Origin of the sequence: Anaerocolumna sp. AGMB13020, from assembly GCF_033100115.1 — a bacterium.
GTDB lineage: Bacteria > Bacillota > Clostridia > Lachnospirales > Lachnospiraceae > Anaerocolumna.
Genome location: NZ_CP136910.1, coordinates 5121952 through 5146784 on the forward strand (window position 1 = coordinate 5121952; position 24833 = coordinate 5146784).

General features: G+C 38.9%; 21 protein-coding genes. 19 read left to right on the top strand and 2 right to left on the bottom strand.

The features are described from left to right. The first annotated feature begins 13 nt into the window (after positions 1 to 13). The 3 genes from R2R35_RS21560 to R2R35_RS21570 all read left to right on the top strand — a co-directional run bounded on the left by R2R35_RS21560 (position 14) and on the right by R2R35_RS21570 (position 2979). Complete coding sequence (locus R2R35_RS21560; RefSeq protein WP_317731921.1) at positions 14 to 850, top strand: dimethylarginine dimethylaminohydrolase family protein; 837 nt, start codon at positions 14 to 16, stop codon at positions 848 to 850. Between the two features lie 12 nt (positions 851 to 862). After that, positions 863 to 1927, top strand: coding sequence for a histidinol-phosphate transaminase (gene hisC / locus R2R35_RS21565; RefSeq protein WP_317731922.1), 1065 nt, complete (start codon positions 863 to 865; stop codon positions 1925 to 1927). A 77-nt stretch (positions 1928 to 2004) separates the two neighbouring features. Next, complete coding sequence (locus tag R2R35_RS21570; protein ID WP_317731923.1) at positions 2005 to 2979, top strand: C-terminal binding protein; 975 nt, start codon at positions 2005 to 2007, stop codon at positions 2977 to 2979. Positions 2980 to 3274: 295 nt separating this feature from the next. Here R2R35_RS21570 and R2R35_RS21575 read toward each other — a convergent pair whose 3' ends face one another. Further along, positions 3275 to 7594, bottom strand: a complete 4320-nt coding sequence (locus tag R2R35_RS21575) for an acyl-CoA dehydratase activase-related protein (protein ID WP_317731924.1) — start codon at positions 7592 to 7594, stop codon at positions 3275 to 3277. A gap of 300 nt (positions 7595 to 7894) precedes the next feature. On the opposite strand from R2R35_RS21575, the gene R2R35_RS21580 reads away from it, so the two are divergent. The 9 genes from R2R35_RS21580 to rpmB all read left to right on the top strand — a co-directional run bounded on the left by R2R35_RS21580 (position 7895) and on the right by rpmB (position 15528). Beyond that, the gene (locus tag R2R35_RS21580) at positions 7895 to 8236 is read left to right on the top strand and encodes a LysM peptidoglycan-binding domain-containing protein (RefSeq protein ID WP_317731925.1); all 342 of its coding nucleotides are present in this window, start codon (positions 7895 to 7897) and stop codon (positions 8234 to 8236) included. Positions 8237 to 8722: 486 nt separating this feature from the next. Further along, the gene (locus tag R2R35_RS21585; protein ID WP_317731926.1) at positions 8723 to 9658 is read left to right on the top strand and encodes a magnesium transporter CorA family protein; all 936 of its coding nucleotides are present in this window, start codon (positions 8723 to 8725) and stop codon (positions 9656 to 9658) included. 24 nt (positions 9659 to 9682) lie between these two features. Then, the gene (locus R2R35_RS21590; protein WP_317731927.1) at positions 9683 to 10561 is read left to right on the top strand and encodes a rhomboid family intramembrane serine protease; all 879 of its coding nucleotides are present in this window, start codon (positions 9683 to 9685) and stop codon (positions 10559 to 10561) included. A gap of 94 nt (positions 10562 to 10655) precedes the next feature. Further along, a complete protein-coding gene (locus R2R35_RS21595; protein WP_317731928.1) occupies positions 10656 to 11456 on the top strand; it encodes an alpha/beta hydrolase in 801 nt (266 codons plus the stop codon). A gap of 134 nt (positions 11457 to 11590) precedes the next feature. Continuing rightward, positions 11591 to 13042: a hypothetical protein gene (locus R2R35_RS21600; protein WP_317731929.1), complete on the top strand. Its 1452-nt coding sequence runs from the start codon at positions 11591 to 11593 to the stop codon at positions 13040 to 13042. Positions 13043 to 13138: 96 nt separating this feature from the next. Then, entirely contained in the window at positions 13139 to 13447 is a 309-nt protein-coding gene (locus R2R35_RS21605) for a hypothetical protein (RefSeq protein WP_317731930.1), read from the top strand. Positions 13448 to 13477: 30 nt separating this feature from the next. Next, the gene (locus R2R35_RS21610) at positions 13478 to 14833 is read left to right on the top strand and encodes a DUF2953 domain-containing protein (protein WP_317731931.1); all 1356 of its coding nucleotides are present in this window, start codon (positions 13478 to 13480) and stop codon (positions 14831 to 14833) included. Continuing rightward, the gene (locus R2R35_RS21615; protein ID WP_317731932.1) at positions 14833 to 15237 is read left to right on the top strand and encodes a GerW family sporulation protein; all 405 of its coding nucleotides are present in this window, start codon (positions 14833 to 14835) and stop codon (positions 15235 to 15237) included. Before R2R35_RS21610 ends, R2R35_RS21615 begins: the two co-directional genes overlap by 1 nt. Positions 15238 to 15342: 105 nt before the next feature. After that, positions 15343 to 15528, top strand: coding sequence for a 50S ribosomal protein L28 (gene rpmB, locus R2R35_RS21620; RefSeq protein ID WP_033166847.1), 186 nt, complete (start codon positions 15343 to 15345; stop codon positions 15526 to 15528). Positions 15529 to 15670: 142 nt separating this feature from the next. On the opposite strand, the gene R2R35_RS21625 is transcribed toward rpmB, so the two are convergent. Continuing rightward, positions 15671 to 15808 carry a hypothetical protein gene (locus R2R35_RS21625; RefSeq protein ID WP_317731933.1) on the bottom strand — a complete coding sequence of 46 codons (138 nt, stop codon included), beginning with the start codon at positions 15806 to 15808 and terminating at the stop codon, positions 15671 to 15673. 360 nt (positions 15809 to 16168) lie between these two features. Between R2R35_RS21625 and R2R35_RS21630 the strand changes: the two genes are divergently transcribed. The 7 genes from R2R35_RS21630 to R2R35_RS21660 all read left to right on the top strand — a co-directional run bounded on the left by R2R35_RS21630 (position 16169) and on the right by R2R35_RS21660 (position 24775). Next, complete coding sequence (locus tag R2R35_RS21630; RefSeq protein ID WP_033166846.1) at positions 16169 to 16525, top strand: Asp23/Gls24 family envelope stress response protein; 357 nt, start codon at positions 16169 to 16171, stop codon at positions 16523 to 16525. Between the two features lie 31 nt (positions 16526 to 16556). Further along, the gene (locus R2R35_RS21635; RefSeq protein ID WP_317731934.1) at positions 16557 to 18257 is read left to right on the top strand and encodes a DAK2 domain-containing protein; all 1701 of its coding nucleotides are present in this window, start codon (positions 16557 to 16559) and stop codon (positions 18255 to 18257) included. Between the two features lie 369 nt (positions 18258 to 18626). Then, entirely contained in the window at positions 18627 to 18926 is a 300-nt protein-coding gene (locus R2R35_RS21640; protein ID WP_317731935.1) for a hypothetical protein, read from the top strand. Between the two features lie 265 nt (positions 18927 to 19191). Continuing rightward, positions 19192 to 21234, top strand: a complete 2043-nt coding sequence (gene recG, locus R2R35_RS21645; protein WP_317731936.1) for an ATP-dependent DNA helicase RecG — start codon at positions 19192 to 19194, stop codon at positions 21232 to 21234. A 131-nt stretch (positions 21235 to 21365) separates the two neighbouring features. Next, positions 21366 to 22958 carry an AAA family ATPase gene (locus R2R35_RS21650; protein WP_317731937.1) on the top strand — a complete coding sequence of 531 codons (1593 nt, stop codon included), beginning with the start codon at positions 21366 to 21368 and terminating at the stop codon, positions 22956 to 22958. Between the two features lie 22 nt (positions 22959 to 22980). Next, positions 22981 to 24075 carry a UDP-galactopyranose mutase gene (glf, locus tag R2R35_RS21655; RefSeq protein WP_317731938.1) on the top strand — a complete coding sequence of 365 codons (1095 nt, stop codon included), beginning with the start codon at positions 22981 to 22983 and terminating at the stop codon, positions 24073 to 24075. Next, on the top strand, positions 24068 to 24775 hold the full coding sequence (locus R2R35_RS21660; protein WP_317731939.1) for a glycosyltransferase family 2 protein: 708 nt from the start codon (positions 24068 to 24070) through the stop codon (positions 24773 to 24775). Before glf ends, R2R35_RS21660 begins: the two co-directional genes overlap by 8 nt. The last annotated feature ends 58 nt before the right edge of the window (positions 24776 to 24833 follow it).

The window sequence follows — 24833 nt, forward strand, 5'->3', positions numbered from 1 at the left end:
AAAGGAGGCAGTAATGTTTGTAAAGAACGGAACAGGGGTACTAAAGAAAGTTCTTTTATCAAGACCCACCTATTTAAAACCTGCACCAATTAATGAGATTGCAAAGAAGTGGGAGAAGAGCCTGCTTGATAGAGATCTGATGGAAGAGGAACATCAACTGTTTATCAAGGCTTATAGAGAAAATGGAGTTGAAGTTGAACTGCTAAAAGCAGAGGAAAGCAGACCAAATGCTGTGTTTTCAAGGGATTTCGGTGGTTGTGTCAGAGAAGGTTATATTCTTGGGAGATTCAAAGAACCCATTCGTTATCAGGAGTATGAAGGTTATAAGCAGAAAATGGGAGAATTGGGAGTACCTCTCATTGCTGAGGTGAAGGAAGGTTACTTCGAAGGCGGAGATTTTGCATTCCTGAGAGAAGATCTGATCGCTTTGGGAATGGCTGCCAGGACAGATCAAAAAGGTGCAGCAGAAATCAGTGAAGGGCTTAGAGAATACGGATACCGTATCCTTACAGTGCCCCTAAAAGAGAAATATCTGCATTTGGATATGTGCTTTAATCTTGTTGATGAAAACTTAGCGGTTGCCTGCACCTCGGTACTTCCGGAGGAATTTTTAAAGAAGCTTAAGGAGCTGTCAATAAATATTATTGAAGTCTCTGAGGAATCCATCTTTGCCCATAGTTGCAATCTTCAAAGTCTGGGGGATAAAAAGGTATTCTCGTTAAAGCAGAACGGGAAGGTGAATGTGGCATTGGCTGCCAAAGGTATGACAGTAATAGAACTCGATATTACTGAAATTCTGAAGGCAGGAGGAGGTCCTCACTGTATGACCTTTCCCTTAGGCAGAATTTAGAGGAGGAATTTTATGAGTAAGTTTTTTGACAGCAGATACGAGGAGATGGAGGCATATGTTCCCGGAGAACAGCCTGCGGACCGCAGATATATAAAGCTAAATGCAAACGAAACGTCAATGCCGCCCTCACCAAAGGTATTGGAAGCAGTAAATTCAAAGGAAATCCTTGGTATGGGCTTGTATTCGGACCCTTATTGCACAAGGTTAAGAGAGGCTATTGCAGGGGTGTATGGCTTGGAAGCTGATCAGGTATTTGTAGGTAATGGATCTGATGAAGTACTTAGCTTCTGTTTCCTAAGCTTCTTTGGTGAAGCCAGCAAAATCTGTTTTCCGGATATCACTTATTATTTTTACCACACGTATTCTAAAACCTATGGACTTGATGCCCTTGAGATTCCTTTAAAAGAGGATTTTACTATAGATGTCAAGAATTATATCGAGACGGACAGACATGTAATTATTGCAAACCCCAATGCACCAACTGGATACCGCCTTTCAAGAAACGAGTTGAGAGAGATAATTTCAGCTAAGAAAGAACGCCTTGTAATTGTTGATGAAGCTTATGTGGACTATGGTAATGAATCCTGCATAGAGCTCATTAAGGATTATTCAAATCTTATTGTTATCCAGACCTTTTCAAAATCCAGGAATCTTGCCGGATTAAGACTTGGTTTTGCAGCAGCCTCAAAGGAAATCATTGAAGATATGAACAAGATTAAATTCACCTTTAACCCGTATAATTTAAGTGCACTGACGATAGCAGCAGGAACGGCTGCTATTCTGGACACCGGGTATTATAAGGAATGTATAGAGGAAACCATCCGTATCAGAGAAGAAACAGCAGAAAACCTTCGAGCAAAAGGTTTTTACGTGATGAAATCCCATACGAATTTTCTGTTTGTTAAGCATGATAAAATCCATGCTTCGGAATATTATCTCAGGTTAAAGGAAGAAGGTATACTGACCAGATATTTCAAGAGTGAAAGGATAAAAGATTTTCTTAGGATTACGGTAGGAACGAAAACGGAGATGGCGGAAGTACTGAGAGCCACGGAGAAAATCATAGCAGGCTGTTGAGAAAAATATCTTATCCCCAGTCAAGAAGTATGAAAGGTAAGAAGATTAAGAAGTCAGATGCAGTCAGGAGGAGGGAAATGAATATACTCATTAGTGACAGCAAAGAAGAGCTGAAGCTGTTGGAGCAGTCAGATATAAATAGGATACGAGAGAACCTGCCGGATTGTATGGTGGAGTTATATCCTTATGTCAACAAAAAGGAGTTTCTAAAAAAAATAGCAGACGCAGACGCACTTTTAACTGCATTTCTACCTATTGATAGTGAAGTTCTAAAAAAAGCTGGCAAACTTAAGATTATCTGTATAATGGCTTCCGGTTATAATAATGTTGCGGTTGAAGAAGCTAAAATGCGTGGAATCGCCATATGTCCGGCAGCAGATTATTGTACCTCGGAGGTAGCTGACCATACCTTGGCGCTGCTTTTGGCTCTGATAAGAAATCTAAAGCATTATGAAAAGGATATCGAGAAGAGAAACATATGGAATTATGGAACTGCCCCGGGAGGAATAAGACTACAGGATAGTATTCTGGCGATTTACGGATTTGGAAAAATCGGTAAAGCAGTGGCGCAGAGAGCCCTGGCCTTTGGGTTAAAGGTCTTGGTAAAGGATCCTTATATCTCAGCAGAGACCGCAAAAGCACATGGGGTTATACTGGTAGAAGATACTTATATAAAAGAAAAGGCTCATATAATAAGTAATCATATGGCCCCTACCAAAGAAAATAAGAATTATTTCAATTTTAATTATTTCAGGGAGTTGAAACAGCAGCCTATATTCTTAAATTTAGGAAGAGGAGAAACAGTTGATGAGAAAGCATTGACGCAGGCTTTGGATATAGGGTATATCAGTGGTGCAGGCCTGGATGTGCTGAAGGAAGAACCGCCTGTACTAATATCTAATCCACTGTTATATAGGGAGAACGTAATTCTGACACCGCACAGTGCTTTTTATTCGGAGGCGTCTATAATGGAACTTAAAAATATAACCTTTATGAATTTGATAAACTTCCTAAAAGGTAATTATACAGCTATAAAAGGCAGAATAGTATGACTTGGCAAAGAGAAAGAGGTAAAATTCTGATTAGGCTCGTACTATTTTGATTAGGCTCGTACTATTTTGATTAGGCTCGTACTATTTTGATTAGGCTCGTACTAATCTAATCAGGCTCGTAATAATATATTTAGGATCGTATTATTAAATGAATGTTATAAGATAATGTCGCATTGTTCTCTTTCATATAAAAACTGCCGGTATAAAATCAGTAAATAAAAGCTTTTACTGAAATGATAGCGGCAGTTTTTGGTTAATTTATACCAGGGTGTGTCTGAAAACCCAATGTCTTAAATTACATTCCGGTATCAAGACTGGTCTTTGCGGATACTGGTATCTGTTTATGGCTACTCTGAACTTCTGTCTGATGGAGGGTAGTCTTCTCCATGTTTTTAACGGCGGTAGAGAGCATTAATTTAATTCGGTTAAGCTGATTTACTTCACTGGCTCCGGGATCATAATCGACGGCAACAATGTTGGAATCCGGATACCTTTGCCTTAACTCTTTGATTACACCTTTTCCTACGATGTGATTAGGCAGGCAGGCAAAAGGCTGTGTACATACAATGTTGCTTACACCGGAATGAATCAGTTCTACCATTTCACCTGTTAAGAACCAGCCTTCACCGGTCTGATTACCTACAGAAACAATGGGAGAAGCATACTCTGCCAGTGTCTTGATAGGGACAGGCGGTGTAAAGCGCGTACTCTTTTCAAGGCATATCCTTGCTTCCTTACGGCAGAGCTCAACTGCCTGAATTAGTATGTTGCTTATGGTAGCGGAGGACTTCTTAAAGCCCAGGTATTCAGCCTTAAAGCTGGAATTGTGGAAGGAGTACATAAAGAAATCAATTAAGTCAGGAACCACCGCTTCCGCTCCTTCCGCTTCTAGTAAATCCACCAGATAGTTATTTGCAGCTGGTAAGAACTTAACAAGGATTTCTCCGACAATGCCAACTCTTGGCTTACGAATATCTTTTAGAGGCAGGTTATCGAAATCTTCAATGATACCACGAATGTTCTTTTTAAACTCTCCCCATTTTCCGTTGGCAACTGATTGCTTACATCTTTCATTCCATTTCTCATGCAGTGCATTTGCGGAACCAGGTACTGCCTCGTAAGGCCTTGTGCGGTATAAGACTCTGAGGAACACATCTCCATAAACCAAAGCCTGTACGGCACTCATAAGCAGTTTGGGAGTATACTTCATACCTGGATTTTTCTCAAGCCCGGATACACTTAAAGAGATTACCGGAATCTGAGGCATACCAGCTTTTTCAAGAGCTCTTCTGATAAAGTTAATATAATTGGTTGCCCGGCAGCCGCCGCCGGTCTGGGTAATCATAACACCGACTTTGTTCACGTCATACTTACCGGAGAGGAGAGCATCCATAATCTGTCCTACCACCATCAGGGAAGGATAGCAGGCATCGTTATTGACATATTTTAATCCCACATCAACGGCAGTACGGTTGTCATTGGGAAGGATTTCAACATTGTAACCACCTGCCTTCAGGGCGCTCTGCAGGATGTCAAAATGTATAGGCGACATCTGAGGGCAGAGAAGAGTATAATCCTTGCGCATTTCTTCTGTAAATACCACTCTCTTAAAGGCATCGGAGACAATAGGAACCTCGCAGGAGGTTTTCTTTCTGTCTCTGTCATTGACAGCGGAGAGAAGAGAGCGTACTCTGATTCTGGCAGCACCCAGATTATTTACTTCATCTATCTTTAAAACAGTATAAACCTTACCGGATTTGGTTAGAATATCATTAACCATATCTGTAGTAACGGCATCCAGACCGCAGCCAAAGGAATTCAGCTGTATAAGCTCCAGATTTGGCATGGTTTTCGCATAGGAGGCAGCAGCATAAAGCCTTGAATGATACATCCACTGATCCACTGCAACCAGAGGTCTGTCGACTTTACCTAAGTGGGAAATAGAATCCTCTGTTAATACAGCGACACCATAGGAATTAATTAATTCAGGAATACCGTGATTAATTTCCGGATCAATATGGTAAGGGCGTCCGGCCAGGACAATACCTTTTTTACCGTTTTCAACGAGATAGGCGATTGTTTCTTCGCCTTTTCTCTTAATATCTTCCCTTTTGGCCTCAAGCTCAGCCCAGGCTTTGGTAACTGCAGCCTTAATTTCCTTATCGGTTGCCCCTGCGATTTCCTTCATAACCTTAAGCAGGCGCTTCTTTAAGATCTCTTCACTTTCAAAGGACATAAAAGGGTTCTCATAACGGATATTTCCATCCTTCAGTTCTTCTACATTGTTTTTGATGTTTTCACTGTAGGAGGCAACAATGGGGCAGTTGTAATGATTATTAGCACCTGGCACCTCACAGCGTTCATAAGGAACACTTGGATAGAAGATAAAATCCACACCCTGTTTGATGAGCCACATAATGTGACCGTGAGCCAGCTTGGCGGGATAGCATTCTGATTCGCTGGGTATGGATTCAATACCCATTTCATAAATCTTTCTGGTAGATTCGGGAGAGAGGATTACACGGTAACCTAACTCTGTAAACAATGTATACCAGAAGGGATAATTTTCATACATATTTAAGACTCTTGGTATACCTACAACACCTCTGGGAGCTTTCTCAAGGGGAAGGGGTTCGTAGGAGAACAGGGTCTTTAACTTATATTCAAACAGATTCGGGATGTTATCTTTATTCTTAACCTTACCAAGTCCCTTTTCGCAGCGGTTACCGCTGATAAACTGTCTTCCCCCGGTAAAGCGATTGATGGTCAGCTGGCAGTTGTTGGTACAAGCACGGCATCTGGTCATGGAAGATTCTATTTTCAGAGCATTGATCTGATCCAGGGTAAGGAGCGTTGTTTCCTGTCCTTCAAAATGTTCTCTTGCTATTAGAGCTGCACCAAAGGCCCCCATAATTCCGGAGATATCAGGTCTTACCGGTTCACAGCCGGTTAATAACTCAAAGCTTCGAAGAACTGCTTCGTTATAGAAAGTACCTCCCTGGACTACGACATGTTCTCCTAAATCCTTAGGATCGGTAATTTTAATTACCTTAAAGATAGCATTCTTAATTACCGAATAGGCAAGACCGGAGGAAATGTCAGCAACCTGTGCTCCTTCCTTCTGTGCCTGCTTTACCTTGGAATTCATAAATACCGTACATCTGGAACCTAAGTCTACCGGATTCTTTGCAAAGAGAGCTACTTTTGCGAAATCAGCTACTTCATAATTCAAGGATTTTGCAAAGGTTTCAATAAAGGAACCGCAGCCGGAGGAACAAGCTTCGTTTAACATGATACTGTCAACCGTGCTATTCTTAATCTTAATGCATTTCATATCCTGACCGCCGATGTCCAGTATACAATCAACCTTGGGGTCAAAGAAAGCGGCAGCGTGATAGTGGGCAACGGTTTCAACTTCTCCTTCGTCCAGCATAAGTGCTGATTTAATAAGTGCTTCACCATAGCCGGTTGAACAGGAACGTATAATATTAGCACCTTCCGGGAGAAGGGAATAAATCTCTTTTATGGACTTTATGGCAGTCTTTAAGGGACTTCCGTTGTTGTTGCTGTAGAAGGAATAAAGAAGAGAACCATCGTCTCCGACTAACGCAACCTTTGTGGTAGTAGAGCCGGCATCAATTCCTAAAAAGCAATTACCCTGGTAAGTACTTAAGTCACCTTTCTTAACGGCTTGTCTGGAATGACGTTCTTTGAATTCATCATAGGCAGCTTCATCTGCAAAGAGAGGGGCCATGCGGTTTACTTCAAAATCCATGGTAATACCCTTAGACAATTTCTCGATAAGATTGCTAAAGGTTTCGATGGTTTCGTATTTGCTGTTCATGGCTGCACCGGTTGCCGCGAAAAGATGGGAGTGCTCAGGTGCTATTATGTTTTCCTCAGAAAGATCCAAGGTTCGGATAAAAGCATTCTTTAGTTCTGCTAAGAAATGGAGAGGGCCACCCAGGAAGGCAACATTGCCTCTGATAGGTTTTCCGCAGGCAAGACCACTAATTGTCTGGTTAACAACTGCCTGAAAGATAGAAGCGGATAAATCCGGTTTGGTTGCGCCGTCATTGATTAAGGGCTGAATATCGGACTTTGCAAAAACTCCGCATCTTGCAGCAATTGGATAGATAGATTTATATTCTTTCGCATACTCGTTGAGGCCGGAAGCATCCGTGTTCAACAGGGTAGCCATCTGGTCAATAAAAGAACCGGTACCGCCTGCGCAGATACCGTTCATTCGCTGTTCTATACCACCCGTAAAATATATGATTTTGGCGTCTTCGCCGCCAAGCTCTATTGCAACATCAGTTTGTGGGGCGAAATCCTGCAGGGAAGTAGATACGGCAACAACCTCTTGAACAAATGGAATTCCAAGATGTTTCGATATGGTGAGACCACCGGAACCGGTTATCACTGGTGCTACTTTCATGTCGCCAAGCTGTTCGGTTGCATTCCTTAGCAGCTTTGCCAGAACGTCCTGAATATTGGCGTAATGCCTTGCATACTCAGAAAACAGGATTTTATTTTCTGTATTTAATACCGCCACTTTTACGGTAGTGGAGCCTATATCGATTCCTAAAGTGTATGGTTTTTTGTAATCGCTCAAACGGTTTACCTCCTTACAAGAATTGTAACACTATAATATATGAGAGGAATGAAAAATGATTACAACCTCATATAGCGTAATTCCGATAAGCTATATTATACGACACAAAAATGTGAAGTTCAACACCCGAATTTGCCTTAATTACGAATAATGGTAATGAGTGCTAAATAATAACAAAACAAGTATGGATTTACCGTAACAACTCCCATAGTCTGTTAATATAATATAAGGAAACGAAACGTTAAGAAAACCACTCCCTAAGTAAGAATGATTACTGAGATTGGTGTAGAAGGAAGGACTATGAATTTCAAAGAGTACAGTTGCATGAATTATGTAATTGGCCAAGGGGATACCCTTTACAGTATCACTAGAGAATATAATGTTCCGCTGCCGCTTATCTTAAGACTGAATCCTTTTGTTGATATATATAATTTACAGGTGGGAGATGAAATTTGTATACCTGTAATGGAAGGATTTAGTGATGATACCGTATTTGAATATGTCGTGGAAGACGGAGATTCCTTACAGGTGATATTGGATAAATTCGGTATCGATTTGCAGGATATAACAAGGAATAACAATTTGAATCAGATAATGCTGCAGCCGGGAAGCACTCTTCAGATACCCAGCCATGATGCTTAATATTTATTTCCGAAATTTCACCTGTTATCTTACAGGTGAAGTTTCGGAATTTTTTACTTTGCGTAAAAAGTCTTGATAATTTTCTGAAAAATTACCCATTATATTATTAGTACTGCGTTGGGTAAGGTTTTTGGAATAAAAAAGCTTTGAATTATCAAAAATTATGTACGGCAGTGCTGACTCCTGTAACAATTGTCGTTCGACTTCCTCCCCACTGAGGTTCATGAAATTTTAAGAATTTTCATGTTTCTTTTCAAGTTTTTTATTTGACATTAAATATGAGAAAACATATAATGTAGTGGACACCAGATAACAACTATACAAAGATGCTTTTGGTATCGAAACAATAAGAAAGGACGTAAACACCGTATGGAAGCGGGACCCAGTTGTGAGTATCGACGATTAAAACCAAATAACGCACTGTACGGGGCAGTTTAGCAGTTCTTAAACTTCTTCTGCTTTGCCGTGCAGTAGAAGGAGTGTATCATGATTGAAATTTTAAAGACTTTTGAAGACGGCACACGCTATCTTGACGCTACCGAACCAGGCTGCTGGGTGGTTATGACAGACCCATCAGCAACAGAATTGCTTGAAATATCAGAAACCTGTCATATTGATATCGATCATTTGAGAGCACCTCTCGATGAAGAGGAACGTTCAAGAATTGAAGTGGAGGATGATTATACATTAATTCTTGTGGACATCCCCACAATGGAGGAAAGAAATAATAAGGACAGGTATGTAACCATACCTCTTGCTATTATTGTTGCGAAAGATTTAATCGTCACCGTCTGCCTGGAAGAGACAAAAGTATTAAAAGGTTTTATGGATGGCAGGGTCAGGGATTTCTACACCTTTAAGAAGACAAGATTTATTCTGCAGATTTTGTACAAGAATGCTTCCGTATTCTTACAGTACTTAAGAATCATAGATAGAAAAAGTGAACAAATTGAACATAAACTGCATATTTCCACTAAAAACAGTGAATTGATTGATCTTCTCGAATTGGAAAAGAGTCTGGTATATTTCACAACTTCCCTAAGATCCAACGAGGTTGTTCTTGAGAAGATGTTAAAGATAGACACGATCAAACAGTATCCTGAGGATACGGAACTGTTAGAGGATGTTATTATTGAGAATAAACAGGCTATTGAGATGGCGAACATATACAGCGGTATCTTAAGCGGAACCATGGATGCTTTTGCATCTGTCATATCAAATAACCTGAATATTGTAATGAAATTCCTTGCAACTGTAACCATTGTTATGTCAATTCCTACGATGATTGCCAGCTTTTTTGGTATGAACGTAGGCGGAATACCCGGTGAGCATTCGGGTTTTGGATTTGTTCTGATTATTGTATTTACCTTGTTGGTAACTTTTATTATAGCAATGGTATTTCGTAAGAAGGATTTATTCTAGATAAAAATAAAAGGATGTGAATGGATGAATTTTTTGAATAAACTGGAGCGTAAATATGGGAGATATGCTATTCATAATCTGATGCTGTATATATCCATATTATATGGTACCGGATTTGTTATTAATCAGATCAACCCTTATTTTTATATGCAGTATCTGATGTTAGATATTGAGAAGATACTTCACGGAGAAGTATGGAGAATTATTACTTTCCTGATACAGCCGCAGTTTAATAATATTCTATATGCTGTAATCGGTATATATTTTTACTACTGGATTGGATCAACGCTGGAAAGAGCATGGGGAGCATTCCGATTTAATCTGTACTACTTAAGCGGTATGTTATTGAATGTTTTAGCAGTTGTTGTTATATTCCTTGTCACCGGTAACAGTCAATTTCTTGGAATGCAGTACATCAATTACGCTATGTTCCTGGCTTTTGCGGTTTTGTTTCCCGATGTTCAGATTTTATTGTTTTTTATTATACCAATAAAAATAAAATACATTGCATATCTGGATGCAGTATTTATTGCAATAAGCCTGATTCAGTATTTTGCCGCAGGTAATTATTTTATGTGTCTGGCTATTCTGCTTGCACTGGGGAATTTTATTTTCTTCTTTATGACAAGCAGGAATTATAAAAGATTTTCTCCTGGGGAAGTCAAACGAAAACGTAATTTTAAGAGTCAGGTTAGAAGCGGACAGCAGGGCAGCAATGTAGTAGACTTTAATGGAAGAAAGAAAATTACCAGGCACAAATGTGCTGTCTGCGGAAGAACAGAATTGGATGATGAGAATCTTGAGTTCCGTTTCTGCTCTAAGTGTGATGGTAACTATGAATATTGTATGGATCATCTTTTCACACATGAACATGTTAAAAAGCCGGATGGCGGCAATAACTAAATAGCAAAAATAAGATTCACACACAGGCAGATAGAAGTTAACGACTAATTATCTGTCTGTTTTTATAATCAGAAATGAAAGGATAGGAGGAAATATGGCGTTATTACATGTTGATTTCTTTTCAGATGTTTTAGGAATGTGTATGCAGATGGATGTAATCCTGCCTCAGCAGACAAGGGGGCAGATTGGAATGGAAGGAAGAAAAAACGAAGGGAAAATACCTACCTTGTATCTTCTTCATGGTATGAGTGACGATCATACAATATGGCAGAGAAGAACTTCCATTGAACGTTACGTAAGTGATCTGGGGATTGCAGTTGTGATGCCCACGACTCATCTTGGCTGGTATACGAATATGGCCTGGGGAAACAGGTACCAGACATACATAGCAAAAGAATTACCTGAAATATGCCGTTCGTTCTTTCATAATCTTTCGGATAAAAAAGAAGATAATTTTGCGGCAGGGTTATCAATGGGAGGGTACGGTGCGCTAAAACTTGCTTTATCTGCCTCTGAGAGCTTTGGTTATGCTGCTTCCTTATCCGGTGGAGTAGACGTTGTACAGCTATGCAATAAGTTAGAAACGGAAGAAGAAAAACATTTCTGGCAGGGAATCTTTGGCCCCTTGGACCAGATAGAAAACAGCACCAATGACCTGTTTGCGGAAGCTGTCAGATTAAAAGAATCCGGTCAGCCCCTGCCAAAACTCTATATGTGGTGTGGGACGGAGGATTTTCTCTACAATCATAATGTAAAAATGAAAGAGCACCTTATGAAATTGGGATATGATTTGACTTATGAAGAGGGACCAGGGGATCACCAATGGAAATACTGGGATGAAAACATACAGAATGTCTTAAAATGGATTATGGAAAACAGACGAACGAAGGAATAAACCAACCGGGGGCTTAAGTAATAAAAGCCCCTTTACTCTAATTTATTTGCAGAGGACTGGTTTAATTACGGAATAATTGGTATAATGTAGAAAGGCAAAAAGCTTTATGAAAGAACCAGGAGGAAATAGCGAGAATGAATAAGCATTTAAGGGCAGTATGCAAAGATATTGAGAGAGGAAAAGAGCTTGACAGAAATCTGCCTGTATTCACGAATCAACTTATTAATATTTACAATCAGTATGCAGAAGTGAAATTCACCATACATTACTATACATTCTATGAATATTATGCTGAAAGTTATCCAGAAGGATGGGAAGAGGAAGGATTGTTAAAAGAATTTAACAATCTGTTAAAGGAATATTACTTAGAAGGTGAAGCAGGCCTTAAGACGGAGGAAGGAATCGAAAAGCTGAACAGTCTTAGAAACAGCTGCATTAAGAAGATGCAGGTGCTGACTGCTTATACTGACATCTTTCAGGTATTTGAATACGTATTGAACCGAATAGAATATCGCTTTAAGGAAATAACAGATGATATTTCAGCAGAAGATTTCTCAAGCAAAGTCATTTCTTATATTTTTGATACCCAGGATAATGTTATAGTTAATAGCAAGATCAAAGAAGTCCTCGGTCAGCTTCCTATCAGGATGACCAAGCAGAAATATTTTGAACTCTTAAAGAACAGTATTTCGGTTTATAAAGATGGTGATATAAGTTCTCTGGACAGTTTTTTATATATGATAAGAACCTGCTCCATGCTTTATAATACGGAGGAAATGAAGGAATATCCTTATCTCCTGGATTTGAGAAAAGAATTTATTGACGAAAATTACAAGGATATAACGAAAGAACGTTATGAGGAACTGACAAAGTTACTGGAAGAATCTGCAGATTATATCAACAAAAGAGTAGATTATTATTTTGGTCTACAGGAGTGTATCAATAACCTATATGTTATGCTGCTGTCCACTCCCTATATTTATATGGAAGGCGGATACAAGCTTGAGAATTTAAAAGGTGAGATGAAATACCTTATACTGCCCCAGGACAGAGATAAGTTAAGAAATATTATAGAGGGAATTAATACCAAGTTCCTGGAAGAAAAATTAACACCATTGGGAGAAGAACTGGAGGAGAAGCTTTCGTATACGGAAGGAAAACAAGAAATCTTAATTGATGAGGTAAGTCAGTTAGAGGCTTATCTTCCGGAAATTAGCAGCAGGTATGGTGAACTATTGGAAAGTATGATGTTAGGCAGAGTATTTTCCTGTTTATTATTGTCTGAGAAGCTGCTTTCCAGCAGCCTGTTCATAGACCTTGATAAAGCGGAAAGCAATGATAAAGTGGATGACGCATTGATAAATAAAACCCAGGATGAGGTCTTAAAAGAGCTTGGTGATTTATTTGCAGGAAGTGAACGTTCAGTCATAAGGGCCGTTATGGCAAATACCCTTTCTAAACTTCCGGTGTTTTTTAAGAATCAGGCAGAGATTAAGGAGTTTATTGCAAGCAGTCTGGACCAATGTCAGGATAAGGCAGAGAAAACCGCCTGTATGCGTATCATACAGTCATTTTTTGAGAATTAAACTGTATTTTTCCAATATAACTGTGGTATAATGTACACGTTAGACCTATTATTCCAGAAAAAACCAGGAATCATAAGTAGAAAGGCATGGATATATATGATTAAATGGGCAGACAAGCTGTATGTTGGTGAAAGTATCCTTTCGCGAAAGGAAAAGGTCATGAGGTCGTTGGAAAACGGCAAGATTACCTTTGCTGTTTATCTGATAACCCATGCCACAAACAGGGATAATCTGTTGGATATCATAAACGCAAATGAACTTAGCTTTCCTTACTACCAAAAGAAAGAATGTGTGATTATTGGCCTGGCCGGCTCAGCAAGTGAGGCAAAGGGATTGGTAACGGACATGATTGAAGAAATATACCGTAATACCGGAGCTTTTAAGGTAAGGGAATATTTTCAATAACAGCTTTATTATAGGAGGAACCGAGAATATATGCTCCAAGTTGTTTTACTGGTGTTAAAAATAATAGGGATAATTCTTGCCTCCGTTTTAGGCCTACTGATTGCGCTGATCTTAATCGTTTTGTTTGTTCCTATTCGATATAAAGTAAAGGCAGAGTGCCAGGAACAGCTGAAAGCAGCAGCAAGAGTTTCCTGGCTGTTAAGGATAATCTCATTTTCAGCTGAATATAATACAAAAGACTTTGCATTAACAGACAACTTGATAAATACGGAAGAAGCAGAAATTAATCTGCGAATGAGATTAAGGATTTTTGGAAGAATAATATTTGACAGCAATCGTAAGAAAGAGGACATACCGGAGAAAGCGTCTAAAGATAAGAAATTGCGTTTTTCCTTCAAAAGGAGATCACCTTCAAATGAAGAAAAAGTTCCTGCACAGGATGAGAAAGGGAATGACGAACACAGCTTAAAGAAACCTGAACCAGCCTTGATGGCTGATAATGAACCAAGAGATATAAGGGATAAAGCTGCCAGGGCTGAATTGACAAGAATATCCCGTGCCAAAGCCGAAGCGGTTACCGGATCGATTGAGAAGGAAGAAAAAGACCATAGTTCAGAAACAACCCCTTTCAGTGTTCATAATCCAATGGACCAGGCAGTAGCTGAAGAAACGCAGGGGCAGAAGGCAGATACAAATGAATTCATTCCTCATGAAATACAGGAAAGTGAAAAAGAACGAAATAAGATAGATCTAAAAGATTCTGAACAAATCGGTATTAAACAGAAAGATATAAAGCAAATAGATAGTAAGCAAGAAGGTATACAGAAAACAGTATTAAAAGAAAACCAAAAAAGTATCGAAGATTCGCAGGAGCAGATAAAAGAAAAAGGAATTTTCAACGCTTTTAGAAGATTCCTGCATGGGTTAAAAAATATAACTATCAAAATTAAAAATTTTATTACCGGTATAAAACTGAAAGCGGAAAGTATAATTGCAACACTCAGGAAATTATATGACAAATACAGTCTGGTGAAGCTGTTCTTTCAGGATGAGAATAATAAGCTTGGTTTAAAATATGGATATGACAATCTAAAGGGGATTTTAAGACATATCAAACCCAGAAAGGTCATAGCCAATATAGAATTTGGTACAGGAGATCCAAGCTCCACCGGTCAAATACTAGGAGTGGCAGCTGTATTTATGGGAATTTACGGTAACTCCGTAAAGATTATTCCGGATTTTGAAAATGAAGTGATAAAGGGAGACTTTTACTGCAGAGGCAGAATACATTCTTTTGTTCTGCTGATAATAGGCATTAAGGTTATTCGTAATCGTAATATCAAAACACTGATCAAAAACTTTCAAACATTGAAGGAGGAAATTTAATGGCAGACAACAATTTTAATAACACAGTTGAATCTCTATTTAAAGGAATGGATAGTTTCATAACCACGAAGACCGTAGTTGGTGATGCGGTAAAATTTGATGACGGCACGATTATCCTGCCTCTCGTAGATGTCAGCTTCGGAGTGGGTGCAGGCGCTTTCTCAAAAGACTCAGGCAAAAGCAATGCCGGCGGTGGTATGGGTGGTAAGATAACACCCAGTGCGGTTTTGGTAATCCAAAACGGTTCCACCAGACTTGTCAATGTTAAGAATCAGGACAGCATAACCAAAATCCTAGATTTGGTACCGGATGTTCTTAATAAGTTCAAAAAAGAAAAACCGGTGGAAGATGTAACAGATAAGGTTAATGAAGCATTAAAAAAACAATCAAATTTAAATGAGTAAAAATTCTGCTTGCATTATGGCTATTCATCTGTTAAAATAGTTTTTGTTTGCAGGTCCATCAGGCGTTGCCTGAAGACTTAGAATATACCTAGGGAGGTGCTTTTAATGGCTAAATGTGCAATTTGTGAAAAAAGTGCTCACTTTGGAAATGCTGTGAGTCATTCTCATAGAAGATCAAATAAGATGTGGAAGGCTAATGTTAAGTCTGTTAAGATTCTGGTTAACGGTGCAGCAAAGAAAACTTATGTGTGTACTTCATGTCTGAGATCTGGTAAAGTGGAACGTGCATAGTACTTATTAATTAGGACCTCCGGACAACCGTTGGTCCCGATTTTTATCACTCTGTATCAAATGCATAAGAAAATAAGCCTGCTGGTAACAGCAGGCTTATTTTCTGTCTATATTAGATGAATTTATTGTACCTGACATTTCTTCAGCAGGCAAATAAATTGTATCCAAGTATAAGAAGCAGGATAATAATGCATACGGCTATGATACCATTTGTTATAAACAACATAATAGTCATACCTACAGCTATCCAGAAAAGGATAAAACCAATCATTCTCTTCATAGGCTAACCTCGTTTATTAAAAGAAGTACGGCAAAGTACTGTGAACAGTGATTTGTAGCTTATATTAGCCAATATATGCATATAATTTTTGCTTTATATTATAATTAGAAAAAATTATGGCATAATATAATTAACAAACAATAAAGTGAATTATGATTATACCTTCGGAGAGCTTTTTGGTGTAAAAGAGTATTCTATAAAAAATAGCGTACATAGAGCCTTAAGAATAAAATTAGTATTCCATTTTTCTTAAAAAAAGGTTATAATAGAAAGGAATGGAAGATTGAATAGATAACTTACCTTTGGCTTTTGCTTTGTGAGTATTCGTCATGGTTAAAATTAATAGAATGGAGGATTCCAATGAAGGGACACATGAATACAAAAATCGGTGAAGTATCAATAGATAACGATGTGCTTGCTAAGTATGCGGGTTCATCAGCAGTTGAGTGTTTTGGTGTAGTAGGCATGGCATCTGTCAACATGAAGGATGGACTTGTAAAACTTCTGATGCGGGAAAGTTTGAAGCATGGTGTAAACATTTTGCTGGAAGATAATAAAATAATTATTGATTTGCATATCATTGTATCTTATGGAGTAAGTATTTCAGCGGTGGCTGAGAACTTGATCAGTAATGTTAAATACAAGGTAGAAGAATTTACCGGTATGGAAGTCATTAAAATAAATATTTTTGTCGAAGGCGTAAGAGTCATAGACTAGCGGAGAATTACTGTTAAGGAGGAATAAATTTGTGGTTATAAATAATATAGATGCCAATATGCTCCGGAAGATGTTTTTATCGGGAGCAAAAAGCATTGAAGCAAAGAAAGAATATATCAATGAACTAAACGTATTTCCTGTACCGGATGGTGATACAGGTACCAATATGACATTGACCATCATGTCTGCGGCACGTGATGTCAGCCAAATGGAGAATCCTACAATGGAAGGTCTGTCTAAAGCCATATCAAGCGGATCCCTAAGAGGTGCCAGAGGCAATTCAGGTGTTATCCTTTCTCAGTTATGCAGAGGTTTTTGTAAGGAAATCAAAGATTACCAGGAGCTTAACACACAGACACTGGCAACAGCTGCTTCTAAAGCTGTTGAGACTGCATACAAAGCAGTTATGAAGCCGAAGGAAGGAACTATTCTTACAGTAGCCAGAGGCGGTGCTGAGAAAGCAGTAGCTCTTGCGGCAGAAACGGATGATATAGAATATTTTTGCAGTGAGATTATTAAACATATGGAAGAAGTACTTGCACATACTCCTGATCTGTTGCCTGTTTTAAAAGAAGCAGGAGTAGTAGACTCCGGCGGTCAGGGGCTTCTTGAGATAATAAAGGGTGCATATGATGCTCTTCTTGGCAAGGAGATAGATTTTGATCAGGCTCCAGCCAGCGAACATGGGAATGCTGCCAGCAGTTCAGAAACTGTCGTTAACAGAGAAAATATCGATACTGCCAATATTAAATTCGGTTACTGTACTGAATTTATTATAATGCTTGAAAAAGAATATAATGAGAATACCGACGTGGAATTTAAGTCATATCTTGAGTCTATTGGTGATTCTCTGGTAGTTGTATCAGACGATGAAATAGTCAAGGTTCATGTACATACCAATGATCCTGGACTTGCCATTCAGAAAGCGTTGACCTTTGGGTCACTTTCCCGAATGAAGATTGATAACATGAGGGAAGAACACCATGAAAGACTGATAAAAGATGCCGAAAATCTTGCGAAGAAGCAGGCTGAGGAAAAGAAAACCAAAGAACAGGTGAAAGAACAGCCTGCCAAGGAAGTTGGCTTTATCTCAGTTTCCATTGGAGAAGGAATCAATGAAATATTTAAGGGTCTGGGAGTTGACTATATTATAGCCGGTGGACAGACAATGAATCCCAGTACGGAAGATATGTTAAATGCAATTGAAGCTGTTAACGCTAAGAATATCTTTATCCTTCCCAACAACAGTAACATTATCCTTGCGGCTCAACAGGCAAAAGAGCTGACGCAGGATAAGAATATTATTGTTATTCCTACAAAAACAGTACCCCAGGGTATTACTGCAATCATAAATTATGTCCATGATAAGACAGCAGAGGAAAATGAAACCCGCATGACTGCAGAAATGCAGAAGGTAAAAAGTGGACAGGTAACTTATGCGGTAAGGGATACGAATCTGGATGGAAAAGAAATCAAGCAGGGAAATATCATGGGCCTTGATGAAAAGACGATTCTTGCCGTAGGTACTGACATTGAGGAAACTACCTTTGGATTGGTTAGCGGGCTGACAGATGACGATTCTGAATTAATTAGTCTCTATTATGGTGAAGAAATAACGGAGGAGACTGCTGAAGCTTTAGCCGAGCGTATAAGAGAAGCTTTCCCTCAGGCTGATGTAGAGGTTCATTATGGTGGTCAGCCTATCTATTACTATGTACTGTCAGTAGAATAAGAGAAATAAGCTTCATCCACTGGTTCATAATAAATAATAATAAGGTTCTTGAAGCTTTTGTAAGATTAGCCTGTCAGGCTTAGACTTACTGGCTGCAGGAACCTTTTTTACACATTATGATGTGAGCATAAGATGGGTTGTTTTTTTACAAAGGGGACGGCAAATTGTACAATACAAAAAGAACTCATGTTTCGATTCCAAGGCACATTCGTTTCTTTTTGTATTGTACAATTCGCCTGAAATCGCATGTGAAAAACGGCTTTTGAGGCTCGATTTTTTGTTATAATTCCATGATTACGTCTGTTTATATTAACCTATAATAATGCTGATGGATGATGATAGAGCATGGAAAGGGTTATGTAATAGTATATGAGGGAAAAAACAACGAAAGAGAGAGCTTTAAAAGATATAGAAAAAAAGTTTAAACCAAAATTATTTATTTTTATATTACAGAGCCTTATATTGCTTGGTCCTTATATAAATTTTTTCTTGATTGTACTCAATAAGAATTATAAGGAGTTGATTAAAATTGGAATAGCAATAGGAATCACCCTGCCTTTATTGACGCTTAATTGGGTTTTGTATTTCTGGCTTAGAAAAGATTATAAGTCTAATGCAAAGGAATTCTATGAGATAGATATAAAATCGAAAGAAGACGGGAGTATGTGAATTTGAAAACATAATTCACTTCCTGATTTAGATGTGCAAAACACACGGACGGGAGTATGTGAATTCTAGAAAAAGCATAATTCACATCTTGATTTAGATGTGTGCAAAAGCACACAGAGGGGAGTATGTGAATTCTAGAAAAAGCATAATTCACATCTTGATTTGATGTGTGCAAAAGCACACAGAGGGGAGTATGTGAATTCTAGAAAAAGCATAATTCACATCTTGATTTAGATGTGTGCAAAAGCACACAGAGGGGAGTTTTATGAATAACCTTAAACTTAATGATTCTGTTTCCTCTGTGAAAGGGATTGGTGAAAAGACAGAACAGGGTCTGGCAAAATTAGCTGTTTTTACTGTGGCCGATCTCATAAGGCATTATCCCAGAGATTATGACGCTTACGAGCCGCCTAAACCTATCGAATCCCTGGAAGAAGGGGAGAAGGCTGCCATTGAGGCGTCTGTAATTACTACACCGCTGGTGAAGCAGGTGAGAAACTTGAAAATAATTGGCGTGAGGGTAAAGGATGCCAGCGGTACCATCAACATCAGCTGGTTTAATATGCCTTTTCTTAAGAACCGCCTCAGATCCGGCTACCATTACATATTCAGAGGAAAGGTCATAAGAAAAAATGGTGTTCTTGTTATTGAGCAGCCTGAGATCTATACAAGAGATGAGTACCGGACGAAAATGAATGTTTTACAGCCGGTGTATCCCTTAACAGATGGAATCACCAATAATCTCCTGACGAAATCTATTAAATATGCTCTTTCTGCGGTAGAGGATACCGGAGAGTATCTGCCGAAAAGGATTATAAAAGATTATAAACTGATGAATGGTAAGAATGCATTAATGGAAGTGCATTTTCCAAAAGACAGGGAGCTTCTTGGTGAAGCCAGAAGAAGGCTTATCTTTGATGAATTCTTTCAATTTACATTAGCATTATCCCATTTAAAGGAAAGCAAGACAGGGTGGGATAATAATTTTGTTTTAACGGAAAGAGAGGGAGTTACAGATTATCTGAATAAGCTTCCCTATAAGCTTACAAATGCTCAGAACAGAGTGTGGGGAGAGATACAGAAAGATCTGGAATCCAAGCATTCCATGAATCGTTTGGTACAGGGAGATGTAGGTTCCGGTAAGACTATTCTTGCAGCTCTGTCGCTTCTGTTAACTGCACTGAACGGATACCAGGGTTGCCTGATGGTTCCCACAGAAGTCCTTGCGAAACAGCATTTTGAGAGTATCAGTGACTCCTTTAAGAATTATGGAGTCAATACAGTGCTCTTAACCGGTTCAATGACTGCTGCCACAAAGCGGGGCGTTTATGAGAAAATTAAAAATGGTGAAGCTCAGATAGTAATAGGAACCCATGCATTGATACAGGAAAAGGCGGAATACAAGGATTTGGCACTGGTGGTAACCGATGAACAGCATCGATTTGGTGTGAGGCAAAGAGAAACATTATCGGATAAAGGAAACCATCCTCATGTCCTGGTTATGAGTGCTACTCCAATTCCAAGAACCCTTGCGATTATACTTTATGGTGACCTGGATATTTCCTTGGTGGACGAGCTGCCGGCTGGAAGAAACCCTATTAAAAATTGTGTGGTTGATACAGGATACAGAAGTACTGCTTACCGATTCATAGGCAATCAGGTAAAAGAGGGTCATCAGGCTTATGTAATCTGCCCTATGGTGGAGGAGAGTGAGGCAATTGAAGCTGAAAATGTCATTGAATATACGGAAAAGCTAAGAGAAGCCATAGCGTTTGCAACAATAGATTATCTTCATGGGAAAATGAAACCGCAGGAAAAAAATGAAATAATGGATCGCTTTACAAAAGGAGAAATACAGGTGCTGGTATCAACTACCGTTGTAGAGGTAGGAGTAAATGTTCCCAATGCGACCGTTATGATGGTTGAGAATGCGGAACGTTTCGGATTGGCTCAGCTTCATCAGTTAAGAGGAAGAGTGGGACGCGGTAATGCCCAATCCTATTGTATTCTGGTTTGTGGCAGAGCTGGAAAAGAAATCAGAAAAAGACTTGAGATATTAAATCAATCCAATGATGGTTTCTATATTGCCGGTGAGGATCTTAAGCTTCGTGGGCCGGGTGATATGTTTGGTATCAGACAAAGCGGTGAGATGGAATTCAAATTAGGCGATATCTATCAGGATGCTAAAGTGTTAATGGAAGCCAATGAAGCTGCAAAACAGCTGACAAAAGCAGAGTTGGACACTATACTAGCAGATGCTCCTGAATTAAAGGTAAAACTTGAGACATTTAAAGGCGGAACCTTATAATTTACCTCTTTTTATTTTGATAGTGATATTGTATAATATTTCTATATAAGTTTAAATTTAGTATCGGTGCAATGAGTTTCAAACACACCCTGACAGTTACTACCGGTGATACAGCTAAGGGAGAGACATATATGCGCAGCAGTTATTCAACGGAAACCTTATATGGGATTGGTAATGAAAATTACAAAAACCTGAACCTTCTTTGTTCTTTGCTTTTAAGGGAAGGCTATTGGGAGACGCCGGAAAGTGTCATCCATAAAAGTATTGAAGAGGTACTTGACCTTTATATTCAGGCGGTGGCCGTTTCATTATGCAATACCTGTAACCTGCTAACGAAAGAGGAGACGAGCTATATCCTTAAACTAACGAAAAAGGATATGTTAGGCTTTGGAACAGAAGGGAATGACGATGAGAAATTAACAGATGCGGCACAAAGGGTCATGAATTCACCACCCATCCTGCTTCAGCTATGCAATCTTTATGATGTTGAGAATAAAGATAGTCTGGCAGCACAGTTTACGGACTCCCTGTTTAACATCCTTCTATCGCTAACGGATTTAAGTCATGCCAGAAACAGGGATACAGCTTCTTTTTTAATGGCATATTACAAACGGATAAGTGTGTTTTACAGCAATGGAAATGATATTTACCGAATGAGTGAAAGGGAAGTATTTCGTAAGATCAACAGTGAAGAATTCAATGCCACACCACTGTATCTAAAGACCTTTAATCGTGCAGCAGGAGAAGAAGATTACCAAAGAAAAAGAGATAAAATAAGAAATATACAACAGATAAACCATGGTACTGACCCAGGTGATTTCTTAAAGCGAAAGGACAGTACCCGGCAATCGGTATTAATAGACGATCCCTTAGCCCAGACTGAGCCGGAAGCAGAAGAAGCACAAGACTGCAGGTTATCGGAGCTGCTAACAGAATTAGATGCATTGATTGGCTTGTCCAATGTAAAGAAGGAGATAAATTCCCTTATCAATCTCATAAAAATGAAGAGCATCAGGGAAGAATATGGAATGCCTGAAATGAACCTCTCCTATCATATGGTCTATACGGGAAATCCGGGAACAGGTAAGACCACCATAGCCAGACTTATCGCTGAGATTTATAAGGAGTTGGGCATCCTCAGCAAAGGAAATCTGGTTGAGACTGACAGAAGCGGTCTAGTGGCGGGATATGTGGGTCAAACGGCACTTAAGGTTAAAGAAGTGGTAGAGGAAGCTTTAGGAGGAGTACTTTTTATCGATGAAGCCTACTCTCTTGCAGGAAATGAAGTTGCAGGGGATTTTGGGAAAGAAGCAGTAGATGCATTGGTGAAGCTGATGGAGGATAACAGAGATAATCTGGTGGTTATTGTAGCCGGTTATACGGAGGAAATGAGAACCTTCCTAAAATCAAATACCGGATTAATATCAAGATTTAACAGATTCATCGACTTTCCTGACTATACCATTGATGAATTGACAGCTATTCTTACACGAATGGCTAAGAATGCCGGGTTAAGTATGGAGGAAAAGGCAGTAGCATACGTAAAAAATTATCTGAGCACTTTAGATAAATTAAATACGAAAGAATTTGGCAATGCCAGAGGGATACGTAATATTTTTGAGAAAATCCTGGTTAATCAGGCAAACCGCCTGATATCCAGTACGAAACCTACGAAAGAACAGGTAGAGACCGTTACACTGGCAGATGTCACTGATATAGAATAAGAGAAAATAAAAGGAGTAGCGTATGAGATATAAGTATGTTGTTGTAGGCGCAGGACTGGCTGGATTGACAGCGGCGGAGCGTATAGCCGAAGTACTGGATGAAGAGGTACTGGTTATTGAAAAAAGGAATTACATCGGGGGAAATGTTTATGATTCCTACGATGAAGAGGGAATACTGATCCATAACTACGGACCGCATATTTTTCATACAAATGATAAGGAAGTTTATGAATATTTAAGCAGGTTTACTCCCTGGCATCATTTTTGGCACAGAGTACTGACTTATGTTGACGGTAATCTGGTTCCAATGCCTATTACAGTTGAGACTATCAATAAGATATACAACTTAAACCTTAGCTGCTTTGATGTGGAGGAGTTCTTAAAAAAACAAGCAGTTTCCATGGATGAGGTATCTACCAGTAAAGATGTGGCTCTCAGTAAAGTCGGAGAGGATCTGTATAAAAAGATCTTTGAAAACTATACAAGAAAGCAATGGGGAGTTGACCCGGCAGAATTAGATACTTCTGTTATATCCAGAATTCCCATACGTGCAAACCGTGATACCAGATATTTCAATGATACTTATCAGGGGATGCCGAAGTATGGATATGCAAAGATGTGCCAGAATATGATCAGTAATAAGAAAATCAAAGTAATGCTTAATACGGATTACAAGGAGATTATCAATGATCTGGAGTATGATAAGTTAATTTACACCGGACCTACGGATTACTTCTATGATTATAAACATGGCAAGATGGCATACAGAAGCATTGATTTCCAGTTTGAGACCTATTCCAGGGAGGAATATCAGGAAGCTCCGGTAGTGAACTATCCCAATGACTATGATTTTACCAGAATAACGGAGTTTAAGAAACTTACAGGTCAGGAACATAAAAAGACCACTATCTTAAAAGAATTTCCAACCAGTGAAGGTGAGCCCTATTATCCCTTCCCTACGAAAGAATATCAGGAACAGTTCAGGCTTTATCAGGCAGAAATGAAGAAAGAAGAAAAGGTAGTATTTCTTGGAAGACTGGCAGAATATCGTTACTATAATATGGATGGAGTGGTAAGGCGCGTATTAAATGCCTTTGGAGGAGGTTTCCGTGGATAAGCTGTTTATAGTCATACCGGCATATAATGAGGAAGCGAATATCGTTAATGTTATTGATGAATGGTATCAGGTAGTTCAACGAGCAGGAGACGGCAGCAGACTGGTTATTATCGATGACGGCAGCAAAGACAGAACCTTTGAAATGATGAAGGAGGCTTCAAAAGAAAGAGAGGCTTTTCTTCCACTTACAAAACCAAACGGAGGACATGGCGCAACCATTCTGTATGGATATCATTATGCTATTAAGGAAGGCGCTGACTATATTTTTCAAACAGATTCAGATGGACAGACGCTGCCGGAAGAATTCTGGCAGTTCTGGGAAGACAGAAAAAATCATGACATGATTATTGGTTACCGTAAAGGCAGGCAGGATGGTCTCTCCAGAATCTTTGTAACCAAGACTTTAAAATTAGTGCTGCAGCTGGTATTCCATGTTAATGTAAAAGATGCAAACACACCATTTCGTTTAATGGAGAGTAAAACCTTAGCGGAAAATATAAAGCTAATACCAGAAAATTATAATCTGTCCAATGTTATAATATCTGTTATCTATGCGAAAAAACATAAAAAGGTAAAATATGTACCAATCACCTTCCGTCCCAGACAAGGTGGTGTAAATTCAATTAATATGAAAAAAATCTTTCGAATCGGTAAACAGGCGGTAAAAGATTTTTCTTCCATAAACAAGTATATTCACTAAAGATTCCAATACTTTTACACCTTGTACAACAAAATAGATACCAATTAAACGAATTAGT